A 21,145-nucleotide genomic window follows, 5' to 3' on the forward strand; every position below is an offset into this window, starting at 1 on the left:
ATTGGCAAATAGTTTGAATATTTTTATAATGGAGATGAAAAAAGGAAATCGTCTAAATATTTTTATTCAAAGAAAGGAGATTATCATGAAAATTTCACAAGTGCTCAAAGATATTCGTCAACAAAATCAGCTCACTCAGGAGGCTTTGGCAGAAAGACTCAAGGTTTCCCGCTCCGCCATTGCTCGCTGGGAAAGCGAAAAAGGTATCCCTGATATTGGAAATCTCATTGCCATCAGTCGGGAGTTCGATATCAGACTGGACACACTCATCAAGGAGGATGAGCGCTTGGAGAAAAAGGTCATCGAAGATAGCAAGGCCAAGAAATGGCATTATTTAGTCATTTTCTATCTCTTCTCCGTTTTGGTTGAGATTGCTATTTTTGCCTATTTGCATCATATCTTTATGGCTGGCTTCCTCATCTCCACCCTCTTTATTCTTTTCTATGAACTACGCATCTTTATCAAGGAAAAGATTTGGATGCAGAAAGGAGAATGAGGAAATAAAGAAAATGACAAAAAAACCTAGAGATCTGGAACTTCTAGGTTTTCATTTAATTATGGTCAATAAGGAAATATACTGGATAATTCAGCTATTTTTGTCCAATAAGCTGCAACCCTCTGCCTAGGAATAAAATGGTATATAGAGAGATAAAAATGAGCTGAAATTTTCTTGTTTTCATTGTTCTACTTCCAGTCACAATCCTTTTCGTGATCATTGATAAGGCCGGCTGCTTCTAGGAATGAATAGACACAAACAGGACCGACAAATTTGAAGCCTTGCTTTTTTAGCTCCTTAGACATGCTTTCTGACAGCTCTGTCTTGGCTGGCGCTTCCTTGTAGTTCAAAATTTCATTGTCAATCGTTTTGAAGTCTACAAAAGACCAGATATAGTCATTAAACGAGCCAAACTGCTTTTGAACAGCCAAAAAAGCTTGGGCATTAGCCCTGGTCGCATAAATTTTCATCTTGTTACGGATAATATCAGGATTGCCTAACAAACCATCTAGATCTGCATCTGTCATCTGAGCAATTTTCTGAGCATCATAGAAATGAAAAGCTTCCCGAAAAGCCTGGCGTTTATTCAGAATGGTCTCCCAAGAAAGTCCAGCTTGATAGGTCTCCATGCAAAGTAGTTCAAATAATTTCTGATCATCATGGAGGGGCTTGCCCCACTCCTCATCATGATAGGCTACATACAAGGGGTTATTCATTTTTACCCAGCCGCAGCGTTTGGTCATAGCTTTCTCCTATTTCACTAACATCTTAAGAGCAGACTTGATATAGTTTTCTGCTGTATCCGTCGTTCCTTCAAAGAATTTCTTGATTTTCTTGAGCTCAGCAGCTTTGTAGCCCAAAGCCATCATGGCTTCCATGGCTTCTTCCAGCTCCTGATTATCCACAGTCTGGATGGGCGCCTTGCTTTCTGACGGACCATCCGCAGCCACTACCTTGCCTTCTAAGTCCAGCACCATCTGCTGGGCTGTTTTCTTACCAATCTTAGGAAACTTGGTCAGGTAGGTGATGTTTTTCTGCTCAATGGCTTGCACTAAGCCCGCATTATCATCTGCCGCAATGATGGCTAAGGCAGACACTGGGCCAATACCTGAGACTGAAATCAAGCTGAGAAAGAGTTGCTTCTCCTCCTCGGTCGCAAAGCCGTAAAGGAGCTCCGCGTCTTCTCTCACCACCTGGTGAACATAGACCTTAGCTTCCTGATGGAGATGTCCTGAGTAAGCATAGGGGTTAGCCACATGAAGAATATAGCCGATAGAGTTGACCTCCAATACAATATATTTAGCTGTAATTTTGCTGATGATTCCTTTAAAATATTCGTACATGACTTCTCCTTTTCAACCCTTTTAGTATATCATATTTTCAACTAGAAAAAATTGAAGCTGTTGGAAAAACCTCACATTGGATAGAAAAAAGCTAAAAAACAGAGAATATGGTAACTCTCTGTTTTCAGGATATTTAGTATTTCCCCAATTCTCTCAGACTGGTATGATTTTCCTGAATCCGACGGAACATTTTTTCCATATCAGATTTGGTAAAGTTGACCAAAACGGGACGACCATGTGGACAATTGTAGGGATTGTCACATTGTGATAACTGAAAAATCAAATCACGCGCTGAATAGTCATCCAAACTGTGATTGGCTTTAATAGAGCGTTTGCAACTCATCATAATAGCTAGCTCAGCGCGATATTTCTTGATAGAGACTTCCTTGGTTAGAAGGAGCATATCGCACATCTCATAAATACCTGATTCGATCTCCTCTTCCTTAAGCCAAATGGGATGTTCACGAAGAATAAATTGATTAGCCCCATATTCTTCTAGGAAAATCCCCACTTCTTCTAAAAGAGACATTCGTTGTTTCAGACGTAGCATATCATCGGCTGGAAATTCAAAGATATAGGGAACCAAAAGCTGTTGCTGACTAGCATCTACATCTCCGATTTTTTCGCGGTAATATTCGTACTTTACTCGCTCTTGAGCTGCATGTTGATCAATAATATAAAGGCCACCGTTTCCTTGAGCAAAAAGGTAGGTGCCGTGCATTTGCCCGAAATATTCCAATTCTGGAAAAGTTGAAGTTTCTTCTCCACCCAACTTATCTAAAGCTCTCTCTAAGCTCGCCTGATCCAGCTCTGGATGATCTAGTTGATTGTAAGAAGGAGATTGCCTTTCTGCAAATTTGACAGAAGCAGCTTTTGAATTGAGTTTATCTGTATCAGCAGATTGTTGGTCTAATCGGTCAGATTCCTCAAAAGAAGGTTGAGCTTCTGACACTTGTGGTTTCACAAAGAAGTCATTTCTTTCTTTATCGTAATAGAGTCGGTTTTCTTTGAGTGGGAGACTCGTCTGCTCAGGCTTATTTGCTCGGTTAATGGTTGATTTTGCTAAATTTTCCAAAGCGTCCGGAATCAAATCCTGCTCTTTTAAACTCGCAGAAATGGCTTGCGAAATCAAGGCCATCAGTTCTCTCTCTTTTGAAATCCGCACTTCTTGCTTGGTCGGATGAACATTAACATCCGCAAGGTAAGGATCAATCTGGATAGCAATCACAGCAATCGGGAATCGCCCAACCATGAGCTTACTACTGTAACCATCAAGAATAGCTCGATTGAGCAGGAAATTCTTGATGTAACGACCATTGATGAGGATAGTAATGTAATTCCGATTAGCCCTTGTTAATTCTGGCAAACTAATATAGCCTGATACTTCAAAATCCAAATCAGATGCTGAAATTTCAATCATTTTTTTGGCTGTTGTCAGTCCATAAATGCCAGCAATTGCTTGACGCAGATTTCCTGTTCCTGCTGTCCGTGTCATCCCTTTACCGTCATTAACAAGAGTGAAAGCGACCTCTGGATGTGCTAGACTCAAACGATTCATTACATCTACAATGTGAGACAGTTCTGCTTGTTGACTTTTCATATATTTTAAGCGAGCAGGTGTGTTGAAAAAGAGATCTTCCACCTTGATTTTGGTACCTCTAGGACAGCTACTTGGTTCTATAGTTTCAATTTCTCCACCTTGCGCAATCAGAAGCGTTCCATGTGTTCCACCATTTGTCGCAGTTTCAATTGTCAAGCGTGAAACAGAAGCAATAGACGGAAGCGCTTCACCACGAAAGCCCAAAGTCCGAATCCGAAAAAGGTCGGCTTGCTTCTTAATTTTACTCGTTGCGTGCCGCCGCAAAGCCAAGGAAACCTCCTCATGCTCAATTCCTTCACCATTATCAATGACTTGAATGCTCCTGAGTCCCGCTTCTTCAATCTCAATTGTAATTTGGCTAGCGCCCGCGTCAATAGAATTTTCTACCAACTCTTTGGCAACGCTGCTAGGTCGCTCAATGACCTCACCCGCCGCAATCTGATTGGCAAGATTTTCTGGTAGTTCAATAATTTTTGACATAGTTTTTGGTTTTACCCTTTCTAAACGTTGATTTAATAAGGTTCTGATGATGTTTACACCTATCAAAAATACAATTTGTTCACCTTTTTGTGGACTAAAGGGAGCTAATGGCTTTCTCAAAGTAAGCTACTGCTTCTTTTTCTTTGTCTCTTGATAGGTGGCTGTAGATGTCTAAGGTCATTGTAATATTTGCATGACCTAAGCGATATTGTAATTCTTTGTATGAGATACCAGCATTCAGCAATAAACTAGCGTGAGTATGGCGGAAAGCGTGAAAAGTAAAACGAGGAATACCTGCTTCTTTGCAACGGGTATCTAAAGCACTTTGCCTGATTGCCAAATCAAAATATTCTCTTGTAGGGGTGGCAAAGACAACAGACGGAGCACGCGCCTCAGTCTCGAAAAATAGCTGGCGTTGCCTATTCTTGTATAGACGCAGCATATTGACCGTTTTCTTGTCTATGCTAATGGTTCGATTGGCTGACTTGGTCTTGGCTGTACTAACTGCCCTTAAGCCTTTGTTATACGTTTTATTTACTGTGATTGTACTCTTATCAAGGTCTATGTCAGTCCATTCTAAGGCGCAGGCTTCACCAATCCGTAACCCTGTAGACAAGAGCAAATGATAAAGGACATACTCATAATACAAACTATAACGCTTGTACTGCTTCTTTTCTAGATTATCAAGAAAAGCCTTCAAATCATCTGGAGCAATAAACTTTACCTTGTTATCAGCCTTCTTTTGTCTTCTAGGAAGTATAATATCTCTAGCTGGGTTATTAGTGACAAGCTGCAGCAATATCCCTTGTTGAAAAATTCTCCTGATGATTGACCGTATTGTCACAAAGTTTTCAAAATATCTTGATAGTTGATTGATAAAAACTTGTATATCACTAGCCGTTATCTTGTCAAGTTGTCTGTTCCCAAAAACTGGGTAAATATGGGTTCTTAGATTGCTCAATGTCGCCTCATAAGTCTGAGGCTTAACGGTCAACTTATAGCTTTCTAGCCATATATTAGCCAGCTCTTGAAAATTCTTGACCGTGACTGTCTTTTGAATGGTTGAGCCGTTCAGTTTAAAATCTATCTGGGCTTGTTGAGCTTTTGCTTTAACCTCTTTTCTTGTCCGTCCTGTTACGCTAGTTTTTGCTTTCTTACCTGTTACCTGGTCAACACCGAGATAAACACTAACACGGTATACAGTTGTACCGTTTTTCTTTTTGACTTCTGTTATTTTCATGATATCCCTTTCTATCAGCAGGCAAGCCGTAAGAGTTTTAGATTGGGTTTATATCATGCGAAGAGCTACGAGAACGCCCTTATTTTCGATTGTGTTATGTAAGACAGTAAAATTATACCAGAAAAGAAAGCAGGCGCTTAAAACGCGTTTTATGAGGTTATTTGTCAATCAGCCCTTTAAGCTCTTTCTCAAAGTCTGAATTTATCTTTTGGGTTTTATTGAAAAGTTGATATTCTAACTTTGCCTTATCCTTAGCAGCCTTAGAAGTGATTTTACCATGCTCCTCTAAAATATCGTATTCTTGGAAAGTCAAAAAGCGGTCAATGCTTTCAGCAAGCTGCTGCATAGTCTGGGTTTTTCGCTGCTCTATTTGTCTTTCAAGGTAATCAAAATAGCTGGAGATACTTCTTTCAAGAGAGCGAATTTCTTTTTCTGTTAGGTAATTCTTTGCTACCTGGGTATCCATTTGTAAGATACGACCGTCTGGGGAATTTTTCCAAGTGGTTAGTCCCATGTTGTCCTTGGTATGGTCTGCTTTCGTATATATAATTTCTGCAGCAGTCTGACCAGTAATAGCATAATGAAACTTGTTTTGTACATCAGCATAGAATTGTTTTGTAAGTGTACTTTGCGGGTCATAATCGATAGAAATTTCTGCAAAAATATCCGTAATCTGTAACCAGATACGGCGCTCACTAGCACGGATAGAGCGGACACGTTCCAAGAGTTCGCGGAAGTAGTCTTTTCCTAGGAGGTTTTCCCCTTGTTTCAAGCGTTCGTCATCCATAGCAAAGCCTTTTATCATGTACTCACGCAGTACCGAAGTAGCCCATTGTCTGAAGCGCGTGGCTTTTTGAGAGTTGACCCGATAACCTACGGAGATAATGGCGTCAAGATTGTAGTAGCTGACATCCTTAGTTTGGGTTTTATCAGCAATTGCACCGTGTTTTGTGGTTATTTCCATTTTGGAAACAACCACTTTTTCTTCTAATTCTCCCTCTTCAAAGATATTTTTTAAGTGCTTACTAATGGCAGGGACACCAACACCAAACAGTCTAGCCATTTCTTTCTGACTAGCCCAGATAGTTTCCCCGCGTATAATAACGCTAGCTGTTTCTTGGTTGTTATCTGCTGAATAGATTAAAAATTGTAATTCGTTCATGGCTTCCTTTCTGTTGGTGTTTTAAAAATTAGATTTTTTAGATGTTTGATTTGCTGAACTCCGAGCGAACCCTGAGAAATCACGCGCAAATCATGGAAAAACTTAGTGGCGCGTGAACTTATTAAATATTTAACGATTTAAACAACTAATCAGCCAATTCTTGTTCACGACGTTCTATTGTGGTGAGCAAATCAAGCAAAATATTAGAAATCTCTTCCATTTTCCAGGGATAAGAATAAGGTTTAATAACACCAATAGTTAAACTATTTCTAATACTTTCAATAAACTTAAGGGCTATCAATGCATCTGATTTTAATTCTTTAAGTTGTTCAATATCTGTTATTTCTTTTAACCCAAATTCTTTTGTTTGCTCATCAGCAACTTTTTCAAAAAGCTTGAAAGTTTCTACATCAGTAACATCTACCTTAGTAATATCGTCATACCCTAACAAGTACCCAACACTTACACCAAAGTAGTCAGCTAGCATCTGGGCTTTGTCCCGTTTGATTTGGCTCTCTTTATTTTCCCAACTTTGAAGAGTTCGTAAAGGAATTTTTAATTCAAGAGCAAGCTCTTTTTGGGTTTGCTTTTTTTGTTTTCGTAATTCTTTTAATCTATTCATACTGTTACGGCCTTTCACAACAAACTATAACACATTTTTCTAAGATACGCAAAAAAATTACGGCTTTAGAAAAAATAATACTTGACGACGCAAAAAAATAGCGCTAATATATAATATATGACGCAATTAAGTTGCGGCTTTTAGTGGAGGGGAGCTAAAGTATGAAAAATAATTTTCGCGTTCTTTTAGCAAAGCGACGAAAAAAGGTTTCGGACGTACATAACAAAACAGGTATTTCAAAAAGCGCTTTGATTGCCTTGTATTATGAACGAACTAAAAAGCCAGACATTCAGACATTGCAAAAAGTAGCTGACTATTTAGGCGTCACTATAGACGAACTACTTACACCAGAAGAATAGAAAGGAGGCAGGCACACATGGAATTAGTTTACATGGACGGCAAGAGAGAGCCATACACCACAAGCGAGATAGTCGCTGAATGTGCTGGAGTACAGCACCACACAGTAACGCGCCTATTAAGAAATCATAAGGAACGATTTGAGGCGTTTGGATTTTATGGATTTGAAATCCATAAATTAGACGGAAAAGGAAGACCTAAAAAGGTCTATCATCTAAACGAACAACAAGCCACGTTGTTAATCACCTACTTAGATAACACACCACAAGTAGTCAAATTCAAAACAAACCTAGTCAAAGCATTCTTTGAAACGCGGGACGAGGTGGCAGAGTTTAAGCTGCAACGTGCTTTAGAACAGCCCAAAAGAAAAAGCCTGCATGAGGCGATTGAACATTGGGAACAAGCTCCAAAACACGCGCACCCAACTCTTAACAACCTTTTACTGAAAGGTGCTAGCGGCATGAATAAGCGACAACTGATGGCGGCGCGTGGTGGCTATAATGGCATTGTTAGCCTAACCAGTACCGAACTAGCCAGATATCAAGACTTAGAAGATATGGCTATTGCTATGATTAAGCTAGGTATGACCTACCAGGAAATAAAATCCATGGTCTTTAGACCACAACAAGGAGGATAAAAAATGTATCTATCAAACGAACAAGAAAAAGCTCATCTATACGCTATGATTGACCTTGCAGACAATGCTATTTTACAAGGTGATAAAAAACAAGCACTAACTAGCCTTTATTTTATCAAAACAGGGCTTGAATATATTTTAAATGACAACGATAACTCAAAAGCTGAATAAGCAGCAAGCGCTAGAATCGATTTTAAGCTGATTTTCGCCAATAAGATATAGCCAAAATCAACTTGAAATGTCTCAAGGATATAATTATATCCCTAACCGTTTCAACCGCTCAAAACGCCTATTAGAGTGCTTAAAAACAGAATAAAACAAAAAGGCTTAACCAACCGACCAAGTAGGAAGCCTTTCACACAAATACTAAAACAATACAGCAGGCAAGCCGTAAGGGTTTTAGTAAAGATTTATAGCTAGATTATACCATATCTAGGACATTTTGACCATACGGAGGGCGCTAACCCTTAAAAAGGGCATAAATACAAGAAAATTTAAACGAGGTAAAACACCATGACGAAAACAACAACAGTATTATTGAGCACTGAAAAACTAATCGACTTAGGCAGCGAACTAACTGACATCATGAACAGCTTAGAAATGAATAACTTAACTCTAGAAGCCTTAGAGATAACGCAAAAAGTGGATACAGCGACCTTTAACTGGATAGCTAAGAAATATATTGAGACTGCTTATGCACAAAACGAAAAACTTTGCCAAAGACTAGACAAAATTGCCTTTCTGCTATTAAACAATGACAAACCCAAGGAACTGGAGGCATTAAACAAATGAGCGAACTACTAGGCGCAATTTTAACGCTACTACTTTTCTTTCTCGCTGGTATTTGTACTCAACTGTTTAATGCTTGGGCGATTGCTTACAAGCGGAGGGGCTATATCACTAAAAAGCAGCTAAGAAAAATTGAAAAATGGCTAGAGGTTATGGAGGCAGAACATGGCAGATAAAAAAGATTTTGACCTTGCAAATGAAAGAGCTAAGAACTTTGGTATTTGGCTAGAAGAAGCCTATCAGACTATGCTAGATTTTTCCCTAGAAGATAAATTTGACTGTTACAGTATTGAGGAACGAAACCAACTAGAACAAGTTTTAGAAACTTTAATGGATTTTTGCGATATGTGGGAAAGAGGGCAGATTATCCTAGCCAGCAAAGAAAGAGAGGCGATTGAATGAAGCTTCCAACTTTACCAGAGAATTATAAGCGCGTGCTTGCTCTTATTCCGCAGGGAGCAGAAAGACCACGCGCAGGCAAAGAGATTGTTAAACTCACAGGGCTAGATATCCGAACCGTTCGAGGCATTATTCGCGGTTTAGTAATTAAGTATCATATCGCTATTTGTGGAAGCCGTGACCTAGCAGGCGGTTACTATATCCCAGCAAATGACAGCGAACGTCTGGCAGGTATCAGAGCACTAGATAGGCAGCGACAAGATGAGCAAAAGCGGATTAGTGCCCTCATGTATGCGAACTTGGACGAACAAGACAAATATTTGAAAGGCGGTTAGTATGGCATTATTTAGCTTAGATACAGAAACACAACTAAAGGCAGAAGCCCTAACCTTGCTTTCTAACTTTCTGCAGTCTTATACACAGCCAAAGCCAAGACAGCTTGGACTAATGACAGCCCAACAGGTTAAGGAGGAACTAGGGATAAAATCCAAAACCTTGGCACGTTGGGAAAAAGCAGGCTTAAAACGATATCGCCCACCACTAGAAGACACTAGGAAAGTCTTTTATAAAGTAAGCGATATTCTGGTATTTTTGGGAGTAGATTAGGGGGAACAATGGCAAAAACAAAAGTTTATTTTTGGTTAAAAATTGATAAAAAGTTTTTTGATAATATCTTTATCAAGAGACTTAAAACTTTACCGGGTGGTTACACTATGACAGTTATATATATCAGACTTATGCTTGAAAGTCTTGATAGTGACTGCATTCTTTACTACGAGGGATACTTTGATAGTTTAAAAGCAGAATTAGCCTTAAAGCTAGATGTTTCAGAAGATGATATTGAAATGACTATGGCATATTTTACAAAATGCGGTTTAATTCAAATTGATGAGGATAAAAATGCAAAGCTGCCACAAGCTAAAGCCATGGTACAACAAGAAACGAACCAAGCCGCCTATATGCGGGAATACCGCAGAGAACAACGAGAAAAAAATAAAAATCTTACAATGTTATCTGATAATCTTACAACGTTAACTACGTGTAAGACAGAGATAGAGAAAGAGATAGAGCAACAGCTAGAGCAAGAAAAAGCTGGTGAAGCTGGTAAAAATATTATCTTTGAAAAACTAAAAGAGGCTTTTGGTGAAATGTCTGTTAGTGGCACAATGGTGACAGAGGCTGAAGACTTACTAGCTACTCACGGCCAGCCTTTGCTACTTTATGCTCTTGAACAAACCATATTGAACAACGGTAGGTCTATTAGGTACACGCGCTCAATACTTGAACGTTGGCAAGGTCAAGGATTAAAGACTATCGAGCAAGTCAAACAAAATCAAGCAGCTTACGAGGCTAAGAAACAGCCATTAGCACAACCAACACAGGACAACTTCCCTGATGTCCCGTTTTAGGAGGAGGTGAAAACATGAAGGAACAGTTCAAAGAGTATCAAAATAGAAAAATACTTGATAAGGTCTGCTCAATTCATAACGTGAACTATTGGCAAATATCAACACCTATTAGGGGAAGTGATGAACGTAAGTTGCAAGAGTTTTGCCCTGAATGTGTCAGAGAGAATATACAGCGCGAAGAACAAGAGTTAGCTAACGAAGCCACAAACCAACAAGTCTATCAAAAAACCTATCATGTCCTAATGCGTGATAGTGTAATCCCTGATGAGTTAAAAACAGCAACATTTGACAATTTCATAGTCGAGACACAAGAGGAGAAACAACTATTAGCCTTTGCTCAAAATCAGGTAAAGAAGTACCTAGAGGGTATGAATGGAAATACGCTGATTACAGGCTCTACAGGCGTTGGAAAAAGTCATCTAAGTGTTGCTATGGCTAAAGCTATCAACGAGGACAGTAAGGCTAAAAATGAGCCTAAAAGCGTTCTGTTTGTAACCTTTACAGATATTGTTAATAAAATTCAAGATGGTTGGACTTATGGCAAGAATGCAGCTTTTACTAAATCTGATGCCGTGGAACTCTTGAAAAGGCCTGACTACCTTATCATTGATGATCTAGGGGCAAAGAATGCGGTTATTAAACCTAAGAACGATTGGGAACAGGATTTATTATTTGATATACTTAACAATCGTGAGAATACAATTATCAATACCAATCTAAGCGGTGATGAATTAAAAACAGTGTATAACGAACGTAACTATAGCCGCATTCTCAAGGGTTTAGAGGGGAATTCATTCAGGATTTATAGTATCAAAGATAAGCGGTATTCAATTCGACAATTAAAGACTAAACAAATTAAGAAATAACAAAGAGGCGCGTGCCTCTTTTATTGTTTAGCTAGACTTGAAAATTAAGCGGGCTTTTGGTAAGGTATTGAATATAGGATCTAACAAGATAGCGCGTGATTGAACAAAGAACGAACAAAGAGAAAATAACTATTTGAGTCATGGATAATCCAAAGAACACGCGCAGGAAATAGCAAAAAAAGCCAGCTTGTGCTAGCTCCTTTTGGTATAAATTCGATAACTCTATTATATCATAGGAGAGATAAAACATGCTGGAATTGTTTAGAGAGATTGACGAAAAAGCAACTCAAGCCAAGGCTAAAAAGATTTTACAGACTTATCGCCGTTTGTGTCGAATTGCTGGGAGTGAATACACTTTGCGGAGCGCCAGTGCTTTTTCAGACCAACCACGTAGCAAGAACAATCAGCCAAGCAAAGGACTTGAAACCTTTGTAGTAAAAAGGCTAGACGCAGAAAGAGAGAAAGCAGAGATAGACAAGGCTATTAGTTTGCTCTCTAGTGATATGTACAAAGAAATATTGATTAGAAGATTTTGCAAAGCAAGACAGTGTAGCAATATCTGTATATACATGGAATTAGACTTGTCTGAATCGGAATTTTACAGAGAACAAAGCAAGGCATTATTAGAGTTTGCGGAATGGTATAAAGCCGGTGAATTGCTTGTCTTTAAACCTTACGTAACGGGTTGAAACAGTATTTATACAAACCAAGATACAGGGGCTATTTGCCCCCTATTTTTTTGAACGGGATAGAGGTTATTTGGAATAAAAGGACGCTGCCCTCTTCTGTGCAAAAAATTCCCTTTTTGAAATTTTTGAATGCAAGAGGAAAAGAAAAAATCAATTTTAAAACACCCCCCGCACCCTTGCGAGAGCAAGAGAGCCGCGACAAGATGTCGTCTTACATCGCACGCCAATTTTTCAGATTTTTAAGGGGTGTCATGGGGAGGCAGAATTGGAGGGAGGTCACTTGGTTAAAAATCCTTATTATCGGCAAAATAAAGGGCGTTTACCCAGCAACCCGCCGAACTATTTGGGAGTAGTCGCGAGGGAGACTTGGCGCAAAATCGTTCCGTTTTTAGAACCTTATTATCAATCTATAGCCAAATGCTAAACTGCAGTATTTTATATATGCTATCAGTTAAAAAACTTTTTCTTTCCACTTGTTTTTAACGCGCATAATGTGTATAATAGAAAATGTAAGGAGGTAACGTGCACTATGCCACTTACAGGAAAAGAAATGGTAAAGCTAGCCGAGAAAAACGGTTGGGTAGAAATCCGACAGAACGGCAGCCATCACCATTTCAAACATGAAGATTTTGATTATATAGTGACTATCCCAATCCATGGAAACAAGGATTTAGGAAGAGGGCTAGAAAGCAAAATCCTGAAAGATTTGGGGCTGAAATAATCCCCCTTATCTTTCATTTTTGGAGGTAACAGACTATGTTAAAATCATATCCAGCAATTTTTCATAAAGAGGAAGACGGTTCTTATTGGGTAGAATTTCCAGAGTTTGGAGGAGGCACACAAGGGGCAAATGTTGAAGAAGCCTTGAAAAATGCCCGTGAAATGCTTGAGAGTGTTTTAGCTGCTTACATAGACGAAGGATTAGATATGCCAAAGCCTAGCGACATCATGGCTTTAACCGTTAAAGACGGCTTTGTTAGCATGATACAAGCAGACCCTACCCCGTTTATTCGCAACAATAAAGCCGTTAGAAAGAATGTGACTGTCCCTGAATGGCTAGTAAGATTAGCGGATCGTGAAAAAGTAAATTATTCTGAGGTGCTAACTCAAGCCCTAGAAACAAAGTTACAAGCCTAGACACAGTCAGCATGCGCAGCAACAGAAATGCGTGTGATGACATGGTATAATAATCTTATCAGCAAGGCTACAAGCAACTAAAAAGCGTAGCTATCCACTACGCTAGTTCTTGCCTGCTGAACTCATATTGTAAATGACCTGTAAAGGTCTTTTTTGTTCACCTTTTTGTGGACTTTTAAGGATTTTCTAACAACTTATAATACTACATAACATTGATAAAACCCAGTAATATCAACGGTTAAGAGCTGTCAATGAGTTGTAAAACTATCTATTTCCTAGTCTATAATTTTTGACATAGTTTTCTCCGTAAGTATTCTAGCTATCATTATAACATAAAGCTGTTTTTCTATCAGAAGTCCGGTGTGAGGGGAACACACATCGTTTACTAGAAAGAACCAAATAGACAAGCAAAGCAACCACTTAGGTAAAAGTCCTTGTTTTCCTAGCCGAAATAATGTTTAATAGATTTAGGAAGGGAAGGAAATAATGGATCTCCCTTGCAATGAAAGTCAGCAGTAAGAAAGATACAACATCATTGGGAAAGAAGGGGTGTTTATGAAAGTTCAATTACATATTGATGAAAAATTTTCAGAAGAAAAGATCATTATTGAAGCGCCTGTTTTGTCGGATTCCGTTCAACAACTGCTGACATTTGCTCAACATATCGGTAAAAATAAAACCATTCGAGCCAAAAAAGAGGAGGAAATTTACCTACTAAATAGCACAGAAATACAACGTGTCTATACTGAAAATCGGCAAGTTTGGGCTGAAACAGCGACAGGCAATTATCTCTTAGGGCTTCCGCTTTATCAAGTTTTGGAATTGCTTCCCACTGATTTTCTACAGATTTCCCAATCTGAAATCATCAATATCAAACAGATTGATCATCTGAAATTGACTGGCAGCGGTCTGATTCAGATTGCAATGAAAAACGGTCTGATAACGTATTCATCTCGCCGTTATCTCAAAGCTATAAAGGAGAAATTACAACTATGAAAAAAACATTATTCAGAGATGCTCTAGGAGGCATTGTTATCGGACTCCTCCTATCCGTCATCTTTTCTTACTTTTTTGCACCTGTCTATCATCCGCTCAACCCTTATTCAGCAGTTGGTCTTTGGATGGAACAGCATCATATTCACGGCGCCTTAGTCGTTCTTTATTGCGCAGTAATATGGAGTCTAATCGGCTTGCTCTTTAGCTTAGGAAAAGAGCTTTTCAAAAAAGATTGGAGCATTCTCAAAGCAACAATCTACCACTATGGACTTATGATTTTAGGGTTTATCCCTCTAGCTCTATTAGCTGGCTGGTTTCCAAGTGAACCCATTTTCATCTTACAGTTGATTTTGGAATTTACTGTTGTTTATCTTATCCTTTGGGCAATCCTGTCTTATCTGACTAAAAAGAAAATTGAGAAAATCAATCATCACTTAAAGGAACAATGCAAATAGCAAGAAATAACCGCTGTGAAAAAACTCACGGCGGTTATTTGAGCCCAACTAAAAATGCAGATTGATAGAAAACAATCATAGCTTACTAAATTGTTGTGGTTTGAAGATTAGACCCTAGCTGCAATTCTGGTATGACATTTCAGCAAAGTAGGCTGTTAGCCAGCCACACCCACTATAGCTTCAACATTTTAAAGTTTCTTCTTCATCTCTGCCACAGCCAACATCACTTCCATTGGAGTCATGTTATAGATGTCCAACTGACGTAACTCGTCTAAAATAGGTGATTCGGTTATTTCTGGAAATAAAGACATCTGCTCAGCCACTTGATTTTTTTCACGAGCATCCGCAGGCAATGTATTAGAGATGCCAAGAGATGACTTCTCATTTGCTTGGCTTTCTAATCGTGTCAATATTTGATCCGCTCTTGTCAACAAATCATTTGGCAAACCTGCAATTTTTGCTACATGAATCCCATAAGATTTATCAGCAGGTCCAACTTCAATCTTATGAAGAAATGTTACTTGACCATCTTTTTCTAGGGTTGCTACATGGACATTTTCTAGTTGTGTCAAGCTAGTTGACAGTTCTGTCAACTCGTGATAGTGAGTCGCAAAAAGTGTCTTGGAGCCTGTCCGATTGTGAATATACTCAATAATCGCCTGAGCAAGCGCCATACCATCATAGGTCGCTGTTCCTCTTCCTAACTCATCGAAAAGAATGAGTGAATTTTCTGTTGCTTGAGAAATAGCATGATTCGCTTCCATCATTTCAACCATAAAGGTTGATTGTCCAGAAACCAAGTCATCCGCTGCACCAATTCGAGTAAAAATTGCATCAAAAATCGGCAATTGAGCGCTTTCAGCTGAAACATAAGAGCCCATTTGAGCCATAATCACAATGATTGCTAACTGCCGCATATAAGTTGACTTCCCACTCATATTTGGACCTGTAATTAGCTGAACATTAACATTCTCGTCCATTGAAATGCTGTTAGGAATATAGGTTTGTGCACCCATAACTTTTTCTACAACCGCATGCCGCCCTTTATCAATTTGGATAGAGCGCTGCTCAATAAATTCTGGTCTCACAAAGTGTTGCTTTTCAGCTACAGTTGCAAAGCTTTGCAGCACATCAACTGTTGCCAGAGTTTGCGCCAAGAATTGCAGGCGTTTGATATATTTACCAGCTTCCTCACGAATGCGCATAAAAATCTCGTATTCCAAATTAGCTGATTTTTCACGCGCTTCCAACATCTCGCCTTCAATACGAGCCAGTTCTTCCGTACCAAAACGCTCCGAATTTTTCAAAGTTGCCTTGCGGAAAAAATGACTGGGAACGTGTTCAAGCTGGGAATTGGTGACATGGAAATAATAACCATCTTTTTTATTGTAATCAATCTTCAGGTTGTTAATTCCACTAGTTTCTCTTTCTTTCGCCTCAATATCTGCAATCCAACTCGTTCCATCTCGCATGACCACTCGATACTTGTCCAAAGTTTCATCAAAACCTGTTTTAATAATATTACCCTCTGTAATGACATTTGGAGCATCCGACGAAATTGCTGACTGAATCAAGGCCGCCAATTCAGGAATTTCATCCAATTTGGCAATCAAATCTTCCAAAACTGGGCTGTCAATTCCTTTTAAAATTCCCTTAATTTGTGGTACATGACTCAATGTCGCAGCAAGTTGTAATAAATCTTTCGGATTGGTCTTGCCAAACGAAACCCGACTGGCTAAACGCTCAATATCATACACTCCTTTGAGACTGTCTGATAAGTCACTGCGCTCAAAGAAATGATCTAAAAAGACTTGCACTACATCCTGCCGCTTGACGATTCGCTCTTTATCAATCAACGGACGTTGAATCCACGCTCTCAACAATCGCGTTCCCATAGCTGTCTTGGTCTCATCCATCAACCAATAAAGGCTACCGTGCTTCTTTCCTGTCCGAGCATTCTCTGTCAAATCCAGACTTGCCATAGTTGAGTAGTCCATCTGCAAGAAATCTTTGATTTCATAATGATGAACTTGTTTCAAATGACTAAGCTCACGTAGCTGCGTTTTATGAACATACTCTAATAACTTTCCAGCTACTTGGTGCTCTAGCGGCGACAAGTCCTTTCCTAGCAGCTGAACATCATCAAATGTAGTTTCTACTTGCGATAAAAGGAGATTCATTTGAGTCTCCAATACTTGACGCTCCATTTTAGGCAATTCATACCCTATGACTACTTCACGCGCTCGCAGGTTTCGGATTTCTCCACAGACCATGTTAAAATCACTGAGAGTTGTGACTTGAAATTCACCTGTTCCCACATCCATATAAGCCAGCCCATATATACCTGCCAGCTTATCCAAAGCCACTAAAAAGTTGTTCTGACTATCTGGTTTTGAAGAATCAACTACTGTCCCCGGCGTAATCACCTGTACTACTTCGCGTTTGACTACTCCAACCGCTTTTTTAGGATCTTCCATTTGCTCTGCAATCGCAACTTTATAGCCTGCTTCAATTAAGACATCAATGTATTGCTGCACCGAATGATAAGGAACTCCTGCCATTGGGATTGGATTTTCCGAGTTTTTATTGCGGCTAGTCAGAGCAATCTCTAAAATCTGTGCCGCATTGGTCGCATCATCATAGAATAATTCATAAAAATCTCCCATGCGAAACAACAAAAAAGCATCTGGATAATCTTTTTTTATATCTAAATACTGTTGCATTCCTGGAGATAGTTTTTCTTTTGTCATTCTCATCCTTTCTGTTGGTTAATAGTGATAAGAGTGGGATAGAAAACAATAGTTTCGTAGAAACTTGATTTCGTCGTCCCACATCCGCATAGATGGGAGTGGGACAGGACTCATCTTGAAAATTTTCAGTTCGTCATCTCACCCCGCAAGGCTTGCTCAACAGTCTGAAAGACTGTTGAGGTGGTGGATAAAGAAAACAAAGTTTTTGTCAAAAGTGTTTTTCCGAGCCTGAAAAACAACAGCTTTGAGACGTGTTTCGCAAGTTCTATCCACCACCTCAAAGCATTGCTTTGAGCAATCAGCTACTGCGTCTTGTTGACTACATAAACAAAGGAAGCTGAGCTCTTTGTCCCAGCCTCATCATTCATTCTCTTAATCCATTTTCTCAAGGAGCTGCTCTTCCATTTGTTTTGCAGCTGCTGTATCACGACAGATAACTAAGAGCGTGTTAGCCCCTGCTACCGTTCCTAAAATCAGCTCACCTTTATTGGCATCCACAAAGTTAGCCAGAATAGAAGCATCTCCTAAGCGAGTATGAAGAACCAAGGAAAATTCCGCCCGAGAAACACCCTCTACATGATAAGACAAGAACTCAACCAAATCGATTTTATTTGTTTCATCTGCTAAAACATAATAAACTTCATTGTTTTTCTTAGCTTTCGTCAATCCAATTTCACGTAAGTCCCGAGAGAGGGTTGTCTGTGTTACAATGATGCCTTGTGCCTTTAAACGATCCTGAATATCTTTTTGTGTACTCAGTTTTTCTTCCTTAATCATTCGCTTAATTAGTTTATGACGTTCACTCTTTTTCATTTTATCCTCAATAATGTATATTTATACTCAAAATTATACCAAAAAAATTGAAGATTCGTCAAAAAATATGTTAAAATACTAGTAAAAGACCAAAGGAGAAACCATGGATAATAAACAATTGATTGCAAGTGAACTGGCTAAGGTCATTGACAGCTTAGACCAAGACTCTATTTTAAATTTACTAGAAAAACCCAAAAGCTCAGATTTAGGTGATATTGCTTTTCCTGCTTTTTCTTTAGCGAAAATAGAACGAAAAGCGCCTCAAGCGATTGCAGCAGATATTGCAGAAAAAATTGACTCAACAAACTTTGAAAAAGTAGTGGCAACTGGTCCTTATGTTAATTTCTTCCTTGATAAATCAAAAATTTCAGCTCAAGTTATCAAAGAAATTGTAAAAGAAGGAAACAACTATGGCCAGCAAAGTGAAGGAAATGGAGAAAACATTACCATTGACCTCTCCAGTCCAAACATTGCAAAACCATTTTCAGTTGGTCATTTGCGCTCCACCGTTATCGGTGATGCTCTTTCTAATATTTTCCGTAAATTGGGTTACAACACCATTAAAATCAATCACTTAGGTGACTGGGGAAAACAATTCGGTCTTTTAATGGTGGCCTATAAAAAATGGGGCAGCAAAGAAGCCGTCGAAGCAAATCCAATTGATGAATTACTGAAACTGTACGTTCGTATCAATGCGGAAATCGAAACAGATCCTGATCTTGATGACGAAGGTCGCCTCTGGTTCAAAAAATTAGAAGACGGTGATCCTGAAGCTACTGAATTATGGCAATGGTTCCGCGACGAAAGCCTGAAAGAATTTAACCGTATCTACAAATTGCTTGGCGTTGAATTCGATAGTCTGGCTGGTGAAGCCTTCTATAATGACAAGATGGACGAAGGCATCAAAATCCTTGAAGAAAAAGGATTGTTGGAAGAGTCTAAAGGAGCTAGCATCGTCAATCTTGATGATGTCAACCTTCCGCCAGCTATGATTAAAAAATCTGACGGAGCAACACTTTACATTACACGTGATATTGCGACAGCTATGTACCGTGCTCGCACTTACAACTTCGTTAAAAACATTTATGCTGTAGGTCAAGAACAAGCTAATCACTTCAGACAATTAAAAGCCGTTTTGAAGAAAATGGGATTTGACTGGAGCGATGATATGATTCACGTAGACTTTGGATTGGTAACCAAGAACCGCCAAAAATTGTCTACACGTAAAGGAAATATCATCCTTCTTGAACCAACTCTTCAAGAGGCTATCAGTCGTGCTAAATCACAAATTGAAGCCAAAAATCCTGACCTCGAAAACAAAGAAGCCGTTGCTCGTGCTGTCGGGGTAGGAGCTGTTAAATTCTACGATTTAAAAACAGACCGTCGCAACGGTTACGACTTTGATTTGGAAGCCATGGTATCCTTTGAAGGAGAAACAGGTCCATACATCCAATACGCTTATGCACGTATCCAATCAATCCTTCGCAAAGCTGACTTCAAGCCAAGTGCTGAAGCAACATACAGCCTAGATGATGCTGAAAGTTGGGAAATCATTAAACTGCTACAAGATTTTGCCCGTGTTGTCAAACGTGCAGCTGACAATTATGACCCATCACTCATTGCAAAATATGCGATCAGTCTTGCACAAGCATTTAACAAATTCTACGCACACACTCGTATCTTGGACGAAAGCCCTGAACGTGACAGCCGTCTGGCTCTCAGCTACGCAACAGCTGTTGTTCTAAAAGAATCTCTTCGTCTTCTCGGCGTTGATGCTCCAGAAAAAATGTAATTTCCTAACCCTATCAAAAAATCCTATCGGTATTTACAACGATAGGATTTTTTATTACATTCCGTATAATTCTTCAATTTTCAGACCAATTCGTTTGACATCTTCATTCAAGCCACGAAGTTCAAATGTGTCCAAGACTGGAAAGTCAAATCGCTCTGCATATTGCTTAGCTGTTAAACAATATTGGTTGTTAAAATTACGATTACCACTACCAACAATGCCAAAACAGCGTTTGTAATTTTCTTCAAAAGCGATAAAGTCACCTAAATCATTGGTAAGAATCTCCACATCTCCATTATCCAAACCATTCCCACCTTCTAAGTAGGTTGGCAAAAAGGCTACAAAGGGCTGAGACATGGCGTAAAATGGTCGCTCCTCTTTCACCATATCTTTTATATCCACCTGCTCAATCTCAACATTTTCATGTCGCTCTTGCAAAAAAGCAGACAAACGTTTGATAAAACTCGCTGTGTTGCCACTTAAGCTAATATAAACTAAGGAAATCTTCATATTTTCTCACTTTCTAAAAATAAAACACATCTATCATTCTCTTAAAATTTTAAGCTGATAGATATGTTTTGTCAACTATTGTAATTTTTCTTTTGCTAAGTCTTGTTGCTGCCGTTTCATCTTGAAAAAGACAATAACAAGGAAAAGAATATTAAATGCAAAATAAATAATGGTCAAAACTCTTGTCGATGAGATTGCTGTGGCACGCATCGTTTGATCTTTATAAAGATTGTTGAGTGGCATACCACCGATATAATTGTAAATTGTCCCAATAATTCCTAATAACACATAAGCAATATAGGCAAAATTAGCGTATAAAATGTTTTTCTTGACGATAAACACAATAGCAGCAATCAACAATAAAATTGAAAGGACAACTAATATTTTATGCGGAATATTATGAAGAAAGACAAGACTTCTTTCAGTTACTTCCACGATTTGCTTCACAACCGTTTCAGACAGTCCTTTATAAGAACTTGTATTCGTTATTTTTTCACTGCCAAAAAAGGTTCCTACAAATGTAAAAGATGATAGAATGGCTGATAGTGTCAGCAAAACATATAGATAAATTGGTCGTTTTTTCACAATAATCCTCCTCGTTGT

27 protein-coding genes and 2 pseudogenes are annotated in these 21,145 nt (G+C 38.9%); 18 read left to right on the forward strand and 11 right to left on the reverse strand.

Translation table 11 applies throughout. The features are described 5' to 3' along the window. Positions 1 to 85 precede the first annotated feature (85 nt). A complete protein-coding gene (locus RG565_RS01035) occupies positions 86 to 496 on the forward strand; it encodes a helix-turn-helix domain-containing protein (RefSeq protein WP_049533428.1) in 411 nt (136 codons plus the stop codon). 97 nt (positions 497 to 593) lie between these two features. On the opposite strand, the pseudogene RG565_RS09030 reads toward RG565_RS01035, so the two are convergent. The 7 genes and pseudogenes from RG565_RS09030 to RG565_RS01065 all read right to left on the reverse strand — a co-directional run. Then, a pseudogene (locus RG565_RS09030) lies at positions 594 to 680 on the reverse strand (CPBP family intramembrane glutamate endopeptidase); the annotation flags it as partial. Positions 681 to 684: 4 nt separating this feature from the next. Then, complete coding sequence (locus tag RG565_RS01040; RefSeq protein ID WP_049533427.1) at positions 685 to 1,239, reverse strand: DNA-3-methyladenine glycosylase I; 555 nt, start codon at positions 1,237 to 1,239, stop codon at positions 685 to 687. Between the two features lie 9 nt (positions 1,240 to 1,248). Further along, entirely contained in the window at positions 1,249 to 1,839 is a 591-nt protein-coding gene (gene ruvA, locus RG565_RS01045; protein WP_247936872.1) for a Holliday junction branch migration protein RuvA, read from the reverse strand. Between the two features lie 133 nt (positions 1,840 to 1,972). Then, positions 1,973 to 3,919 carry a DNA mismatch repair endonuclease MutL gene (gene mutL, locus RG565_RS01050; RefSeq protein WP_247936873.1) on the reverse strand — a complete coding sequence of 649 codons (1,947 nt, stop codon included), beginning with the start codon at positions 3,917 to 3,919 and terminating at the stop codon, positions 1,973 to 1,975. Positions 3,920 to 4,013: 94 nt separating this feature from the next. Then, entirely contained in the window at positions 4,014 to 5,159 is a 1,146-nt protein-coding gene (locus tag RG565_RS01055; RefSeq protein WP_247936874.1) for a site-specific integrase, read from the reverse strand. A 157-nt stretch (positions 5,160 to 5,316) separates the two neighbouring features. Beyond that, positions 5,317 to 6,321 (reverse strand): virulence RhuM family protein, encoded by a 1,005-nt coding sequence (locus RG565_RS01060; RefSeq protein WP_247936875.1) that lies wholly within the window; start codon positions 6,319 to 6,321, stop codon positions 5,317 to 5,319. Positions 6,322 to 6,466: 145 nt separating this feature from the next. Continuing rightward, the gene (locus RG565_RS01065) at positions 6,467 to 6,943 is read right to left on the reverse strand and encodes a helix-turn-helix transcriptional regulator (RefSeq protein WP_195322881.1); all 477 of its coding nucleotides are present in this window, start codon (positions 6,941 to 6,943) and stop codon (positions 6,467 to 6,469) included. A 161-nt stretch (positions 6,944 to 7,104) separates the two neighbouring features. On the opposite strand from RG565_RS01065, the gene RG565_RS01070 reads away from it, so the two are divergent. The 16 genes and pseudogenes from RG565_RS01070 (at position 7,105) to RG565_RS01145 (ending at position 14,677) form a co-directional block, all read left to right on the forward strand. Continuing rightward, positions 7,105 to 7,302: a helix-turn-helix transcriptional regulator gene (locus RG565_RS01070; protein WP_003038356.1), complete on the forward strand. Its 198-nt coding sequence runs from the start codon at positions 7,105 to 7,107 to the stop codon at positions 7,300 to 7,302. Positions 7,303 to 7,319: 17 nt separating this feature from the next. After that, positions 7,320 to 7,937 carry a Rha family transcriptional regulator gene (locus tag RG565_RS01075; RefSeq protein ID WP_247936876.1) on the forward strand — a complete coding sequence of 206 codons (618 nt, stop codon included), beginning with the start codon at positions 7,320 to 7,322 and terminating at the stop codon, positions 7,935 to 7,937. A gap of 3 nt (positions 7,938 to 7,940) precedes the next feature. Then, positions 7,941 to 8,108: a hypothetical protein gene (locus tag RG565_RS01080; RefSeq protein ID WP_003038324.1), complete on the forward strand. Its 168-nt coding sequence runs from the start codon at positions 7,941 to 7,943 to the stop codon at positions 8,106 to 8,108. A gap of 342 nt (positions 8,109 to 8,450) precedes the next feature. After that, positions 8,451 to 8,729 (forward strand): hypothetical protein, encoded by a 279-nt coding sequence (locus RG565_RS01085; RefSeq protein ID WP_003027794.1) that lies wholly within the window; start codon positions 8,451 to 8,453, stop codon positions 8,727 to 8,729. Then, entirely contained in the window at positions 8,726 to 8,902 is a 177-nt protein-coding gene (locus tag RG565_RS01090; RefSeq protein WP_003027795.1) for a hypothetical protein, read from the forward strand. Before RG565_RS01085 ends, RG565_RS01090 begins: the two co-directional genes overlap by 4 nt. Further along, a complete protein-coding gene (locus tag RG565_RS01095) occupies positions 8,892 to 9,128 on the forward strand; it encodes a hypothetical protein (RefSeq protein ID WP_247936877.1) in 237 nt (78 codons plus the stop codon). The genes RG565_RS01090 and RG565_RS01095 overlap by 11 nt, the downstream gene beginning before the upstream one ends. Further along, on the forward strand, positions 9,125 to 9,460 hold the full coding sequence (locus RG565_RS01100; RefSeq protein WP_247936878.1) for a DNA-binding protein: 336 nt from the start codon (positions 9,125 to 9,127) through the stop codon (positions 9,458 to 9,460). Before RG565_RS01095 ends, RG565_RS01100 begins: the two co-directional genes overlap by 4 nt. 1 nt (position 9,461) lies before the next feature. Continuing rightward, complete coding sequence (locus RG565_RS01105) at positions 9,462 to 9,731, forward strand: hypothetical protein (protein WP_070670762.1); 270 nt, start codon at positions 9,462 to 9,464, stop codon at positions 9,729 to 9,731. 8 nt (positions 9,732 to 9,739) lie between these two features. Continuing rightward, a complete protein-coding gene (locus RG565_RS01110; protein ID WP_268732150.1) occupies positions 9,740 to 10,534 on the forward strand; it encodes a phage replisome organizer N-terminal domain-containing protein in 795 nt (264 codons plus the stop codon). A gap of 14 nt (positions 10,535 to 10,548) precedes the next feature. Next, positions 10,549 to 11,400: an ATP-binding protein gene (locus tag RG565_RS01115; RefSeq protein ID WP_247936880.1), complete on the forward strand. Its 852-nt coding sequence runs from the start codon at positions 10,549 to 10,551 to the stop codon at positions 11,398 to 11,400. Positions 11,401 to 11,648: 248 nt separating this feature from the next. Beyond that, complete coding sequence (locus RG565_RS01120; RefSeq protein WP_049533414.1) at positions 11,649 to 12,089, forward strand: ArpU family phage packaging/lysis transcriptional regulator; 441 nt, start codon at positions 11,649 to 11,651, stop codon at positions 12,087 to 12,089. A gap of 280 nt (positions 12,090 to 12,369) precedes the next feature. Continuing rightward, a pseudogene (locus RG565_RS01125) lies at positions 12,370 to 12,483 on the forward strand (phage terminase small subunit P27 family); the annotation flags it as partial. A 135-nt stretch (positions 12,484 to 12,618) separates the two neighbouring features. Next, a complete protein-coding gene (locus RG565_RS01130) occupies positions 12,619 to 12,810 on the forward strand; it encodes a type II toxin-antitoxin system HicA family toxin (RefSeq protein WP_247936881.1) in 192 nt (63 codons plus the stop codon). Positions 12,811 to 12,845: 35 nt separating this feature from the next. Further along, a complete protein-coding gene (locus RG565_RS01135; RefSeq protein ID WP_003038371.1) occupies positions 12,846 to 13,226 on the forward strand; it encodes a type II toxin-antitoxin system HicB family antitoxin in 381 nt (126 codons plus the stop codon). 555 nt (positions 13,227 to 13,781) lie between these two features. Next, positions 13,782 to 14,222, forward strand: coding sequence for a LytTR family DNA-binding domain-containing protein (locus tag RG565_RS01140; RefSeq protein ID WP_106083124.1), 441 nt, complete (start codon positions 13,782 to 13,784; stop codon positions 14,220 to 14,222). After that, entirely contained in the window at positions 14,219 to 14,677 is a 459-nt protein-coding gene (locus tag RG565_RS01145) for a DUF3021 domain-containing protein (RefSeq protein ID WP_247905392.1), read from the forward strand. The genes RG565_RS01140 and RG565_RS01145 overlap by 4 nt, the downstream gene beginning before the upstream one ends. A 188-nt stretch (positions 14,678 to 14,865) precedes the next feature. Here RG565_RS01145 and mutS read toward each other — a convergent pair whose 3' ends face one another. After that, complete coding sequence (gene mutS / locus RG565_RS01150) at positions 14,866 to 17,427, reverse strand: DNA mismatch repair protein MutS (RefSeq protein ID WP_247936882.1); 2,562 nt, start codon at positions 17,425 to 17,427, stop codon at positions 14,866 to 14,868. A gap of 372 nt (positions 17,428 to 17,799) precedes the next feature. After that, positions 17,800 to 18,240 (reverse strand): arginine repressor, encoded by a 441-nt coding sequence (argR, locus tag RG565_RS01155; RefSeq protein WP_003027809.1) that lies wholly within the window; start codon positions 18,238 to 18,240, stop codon positions 17,800 to 17,802. Positions 18,241 to 18,343: 103 nt separating this feature from the next. Between argR and argS the strand changes: the two genes are divergently transcribed. Further along, on the forward strand, positions 18,344 to 20,032 hold the full coding sequence (argS, locus tag RG565_RS01160; RefSeq protein ID WP_247936883.1) for an arginine--tRNA ligase: 1,689 nt from the start codon (positions 18,344 to 18,346) through the stop codon (positions 20,030 to 20,032). Positions 20,033 to 20,086: 54 nt separating this feature from the next. Here argS and nrdI read toward each other — a convergent pair whose 3' ends face one another. After that, on the reverse strand, positions 20,087 to 20,542 hold the full coding sequence (nrdI, locus tag RG565_RS01165; RefSeq protein ID WP_003027811.1) for a class Ib ribonucleoside-diphosphate reductase assembly flavoprotein NrdI: 456 nt from the start codon (positions 20,540 to 20,542) through the stop codon (positions 20,087 to 20,089). A gap of 75 nt (positions 20,543 to 20,617) precedes the next feature. Then, positions 20,618 to 21,127, reverse strand: a complete 510-nt coding sequence (locus tag RG565_RS01170; protein WP_049533407.1) for a hypothetical protein — start codon at positions 21,125 to 21,127, stop codon at positions 20,618 to 20,620. Between the last annotated feature and the right edge of the window lie 18 nt (positions 21,128 to 21,145).

The organism is Streptococcus sp. IsoGale021 (genome assembly GCF_031142795.1).
In the GTDB taxonomy this organism is placed as follows: Bacteria; Bacillota; Bacilli; order Lactobacillales; family Streptococcaceae; genus Streptococcus; species Streptococcus hominis.

Coding starts and splice junctions, on each gene's coding strand:
- RG565_RS01145 (WP_247905392.1), top strand. CDS start 14,219: ATGAAAAAAACATTATTCAGAGATGCTCTAGGAGGCATTGTTATCGGA.
- RG565_RS01090 (WP_003027795.1), top strand. CDS start 8,726: ATGAGCGAACTACTAGGCGCAATTTTAACGCTACTACTTTTCTTTCTC.
- RG565_RS01055 (WP_247936874.1), bottom strand. CDS start 5,159: ATGAAAATAACAGAAGTCAAAAAGAAAAACGGTACAACTGTATACCGT.
- RG565_RS01110 (WP_268732150.1), top strand. CDS start 9,740: ATGGCAAAAACAAAAGTTTATTTTTGGTTAAAAATTGATAAAAAGTTT.
- RG565_RS01100 (WP_247936878.1), top strand. CDS start 9,125: ATGAAGCTTCCAACTTTACCAGAGAATTATAAGCGCGTGCTTGCTCTT.
- RG565_RS01035 (WP_049533428.1), top strand. CDS start 86: ATGAAAATTTCACAAGTGCTCAAAGATATTCGTCAACAAAATCAGCTC.
- RG565_RS01115 (WP_247936880.1), top strand. CDS start 10,549: ATGAAGGAACAGTTCAAAGAGTATCAAAATAGAAAAATACTTGATAAG.
- RG565_RS01120 (WP_049533414.1), top strand. CDS start 11,649: ATGCTGGAATTGTTTAGAGAGATTGACGAAAAAGCAACTCAAGCCAAG.
- argR (WP_003027809.1), bottom strand. CDS start 18,240: ATGAAAAAGAGTGAACGTCATAAACTAATTAAGCGAATGATTAAGGAA.
- RG565_RS01080 (WP_003038324.1), top strand. CDS start 7,941: ATGTATCTATCAAACGAACAAGAAAAAGCTCATCTATACGCTATGATT.
- mutL (WP_247936873.1), bottom strand. CDS start 3,919: ATGTCAAAAATTATTGAACTACCAGAAAATCTTGCCAATCAGATTGCG.
- RG565_RS01085 (WP_003027794.1), top strand. CDS start 8,451: ATGACGAAAACAACAACAGTATTATTGAGCACTGAAAAACTAATCGAC.
- argS (WP_247936883.1), top strand. CDS start 18,344: ATGGATAATAAACAATTGATTGCAAGTGAACTGGCTAAGGTCATTGAC.
- RG565_RS01040 (WP_049533427.1), bottom strand. CDS start 1,239: ATGACCAAACGCTGCGGCTGGGTAAAAATGAATAACCCCTTGTATGTA.
- RG565_RS01140 (WP_106083124.1), top strand. CDS start 13,782: ATGAAAGTTCAATTACATATTGATGAAAAATTTTCAGAAGAAAAGATC.
- nrdI (WP_003027811.1), bottom strand. CDS start 20,542: ATGAAGATTTCCTTAGTTTATATTAGCTTAAGTGGCAACACAGCGAGT.
- RG565_RS01105 (WP_070670762.1), top strand. CDS start 9,462: ATGGCATTATTTAGCTTAGATACAGAAACACAACTAAAGGCAGAAGCC.
- RG565_RS01075 (WP_247936876.1), top strand. CDS start 7,320: ATGGAATTAGTTTACATGGACGGCAAGAGAGAGCCATACACCACAAGC.
- RG565_RS01065 (WP_195322881.1), bottom strand. CDS start 6,943: ATGAATAGATTAAAAGAATTACGAAAACAAAAAAAGCAAACCCAAAAA.
- RG565_RS01060 (WP_247936875.1), bottom strand. CDS start 6,321: ATGAACGAATTACAATTTTTAATCTATTCAGCAGATAACAACCAAGAA.
- RG565_RS01095 (WP_247936877.1), top strand. CDS start 8,892: ATGGCAGATAAAAAAGATTTTGACCTTGCAAATGAAAGAGCTAAGAAC.
- RG565_RS01135 (WP_003038371.1), top strand. CDS start 12,846: ATGTTAAAATCATATCCAGCAATTTTTCATAAAGAGGAAGACGGTTCT.
- mutS (WP_247936882.1), bottom strand. CDS start 17,427: ATGACAAAAGAAAAACTATCTCCAGGAATGCAACAGTATTTAGATATA.
- RG565_RS01070 (WP_003038356.1), top strand. CDS start 7,105: ATGAAAAATAATTTTCGCGTTCTTTTAGCAAAGCGACGAAAAAAGGTT.
- ruvA (WP_247936872.1), bottom strand. CDS start 1,839: ATGTACGAATATTTTAAAGGAATCATCAGCAAAATTACAGCTAAATAT.
- RG565_RS01130 (WP_247936881.1), top strand. CDS start 12,619: ATGCCACTTACAGGAAAAGAAATGGTAAAGCTAGCCGAGAAAAACGGT.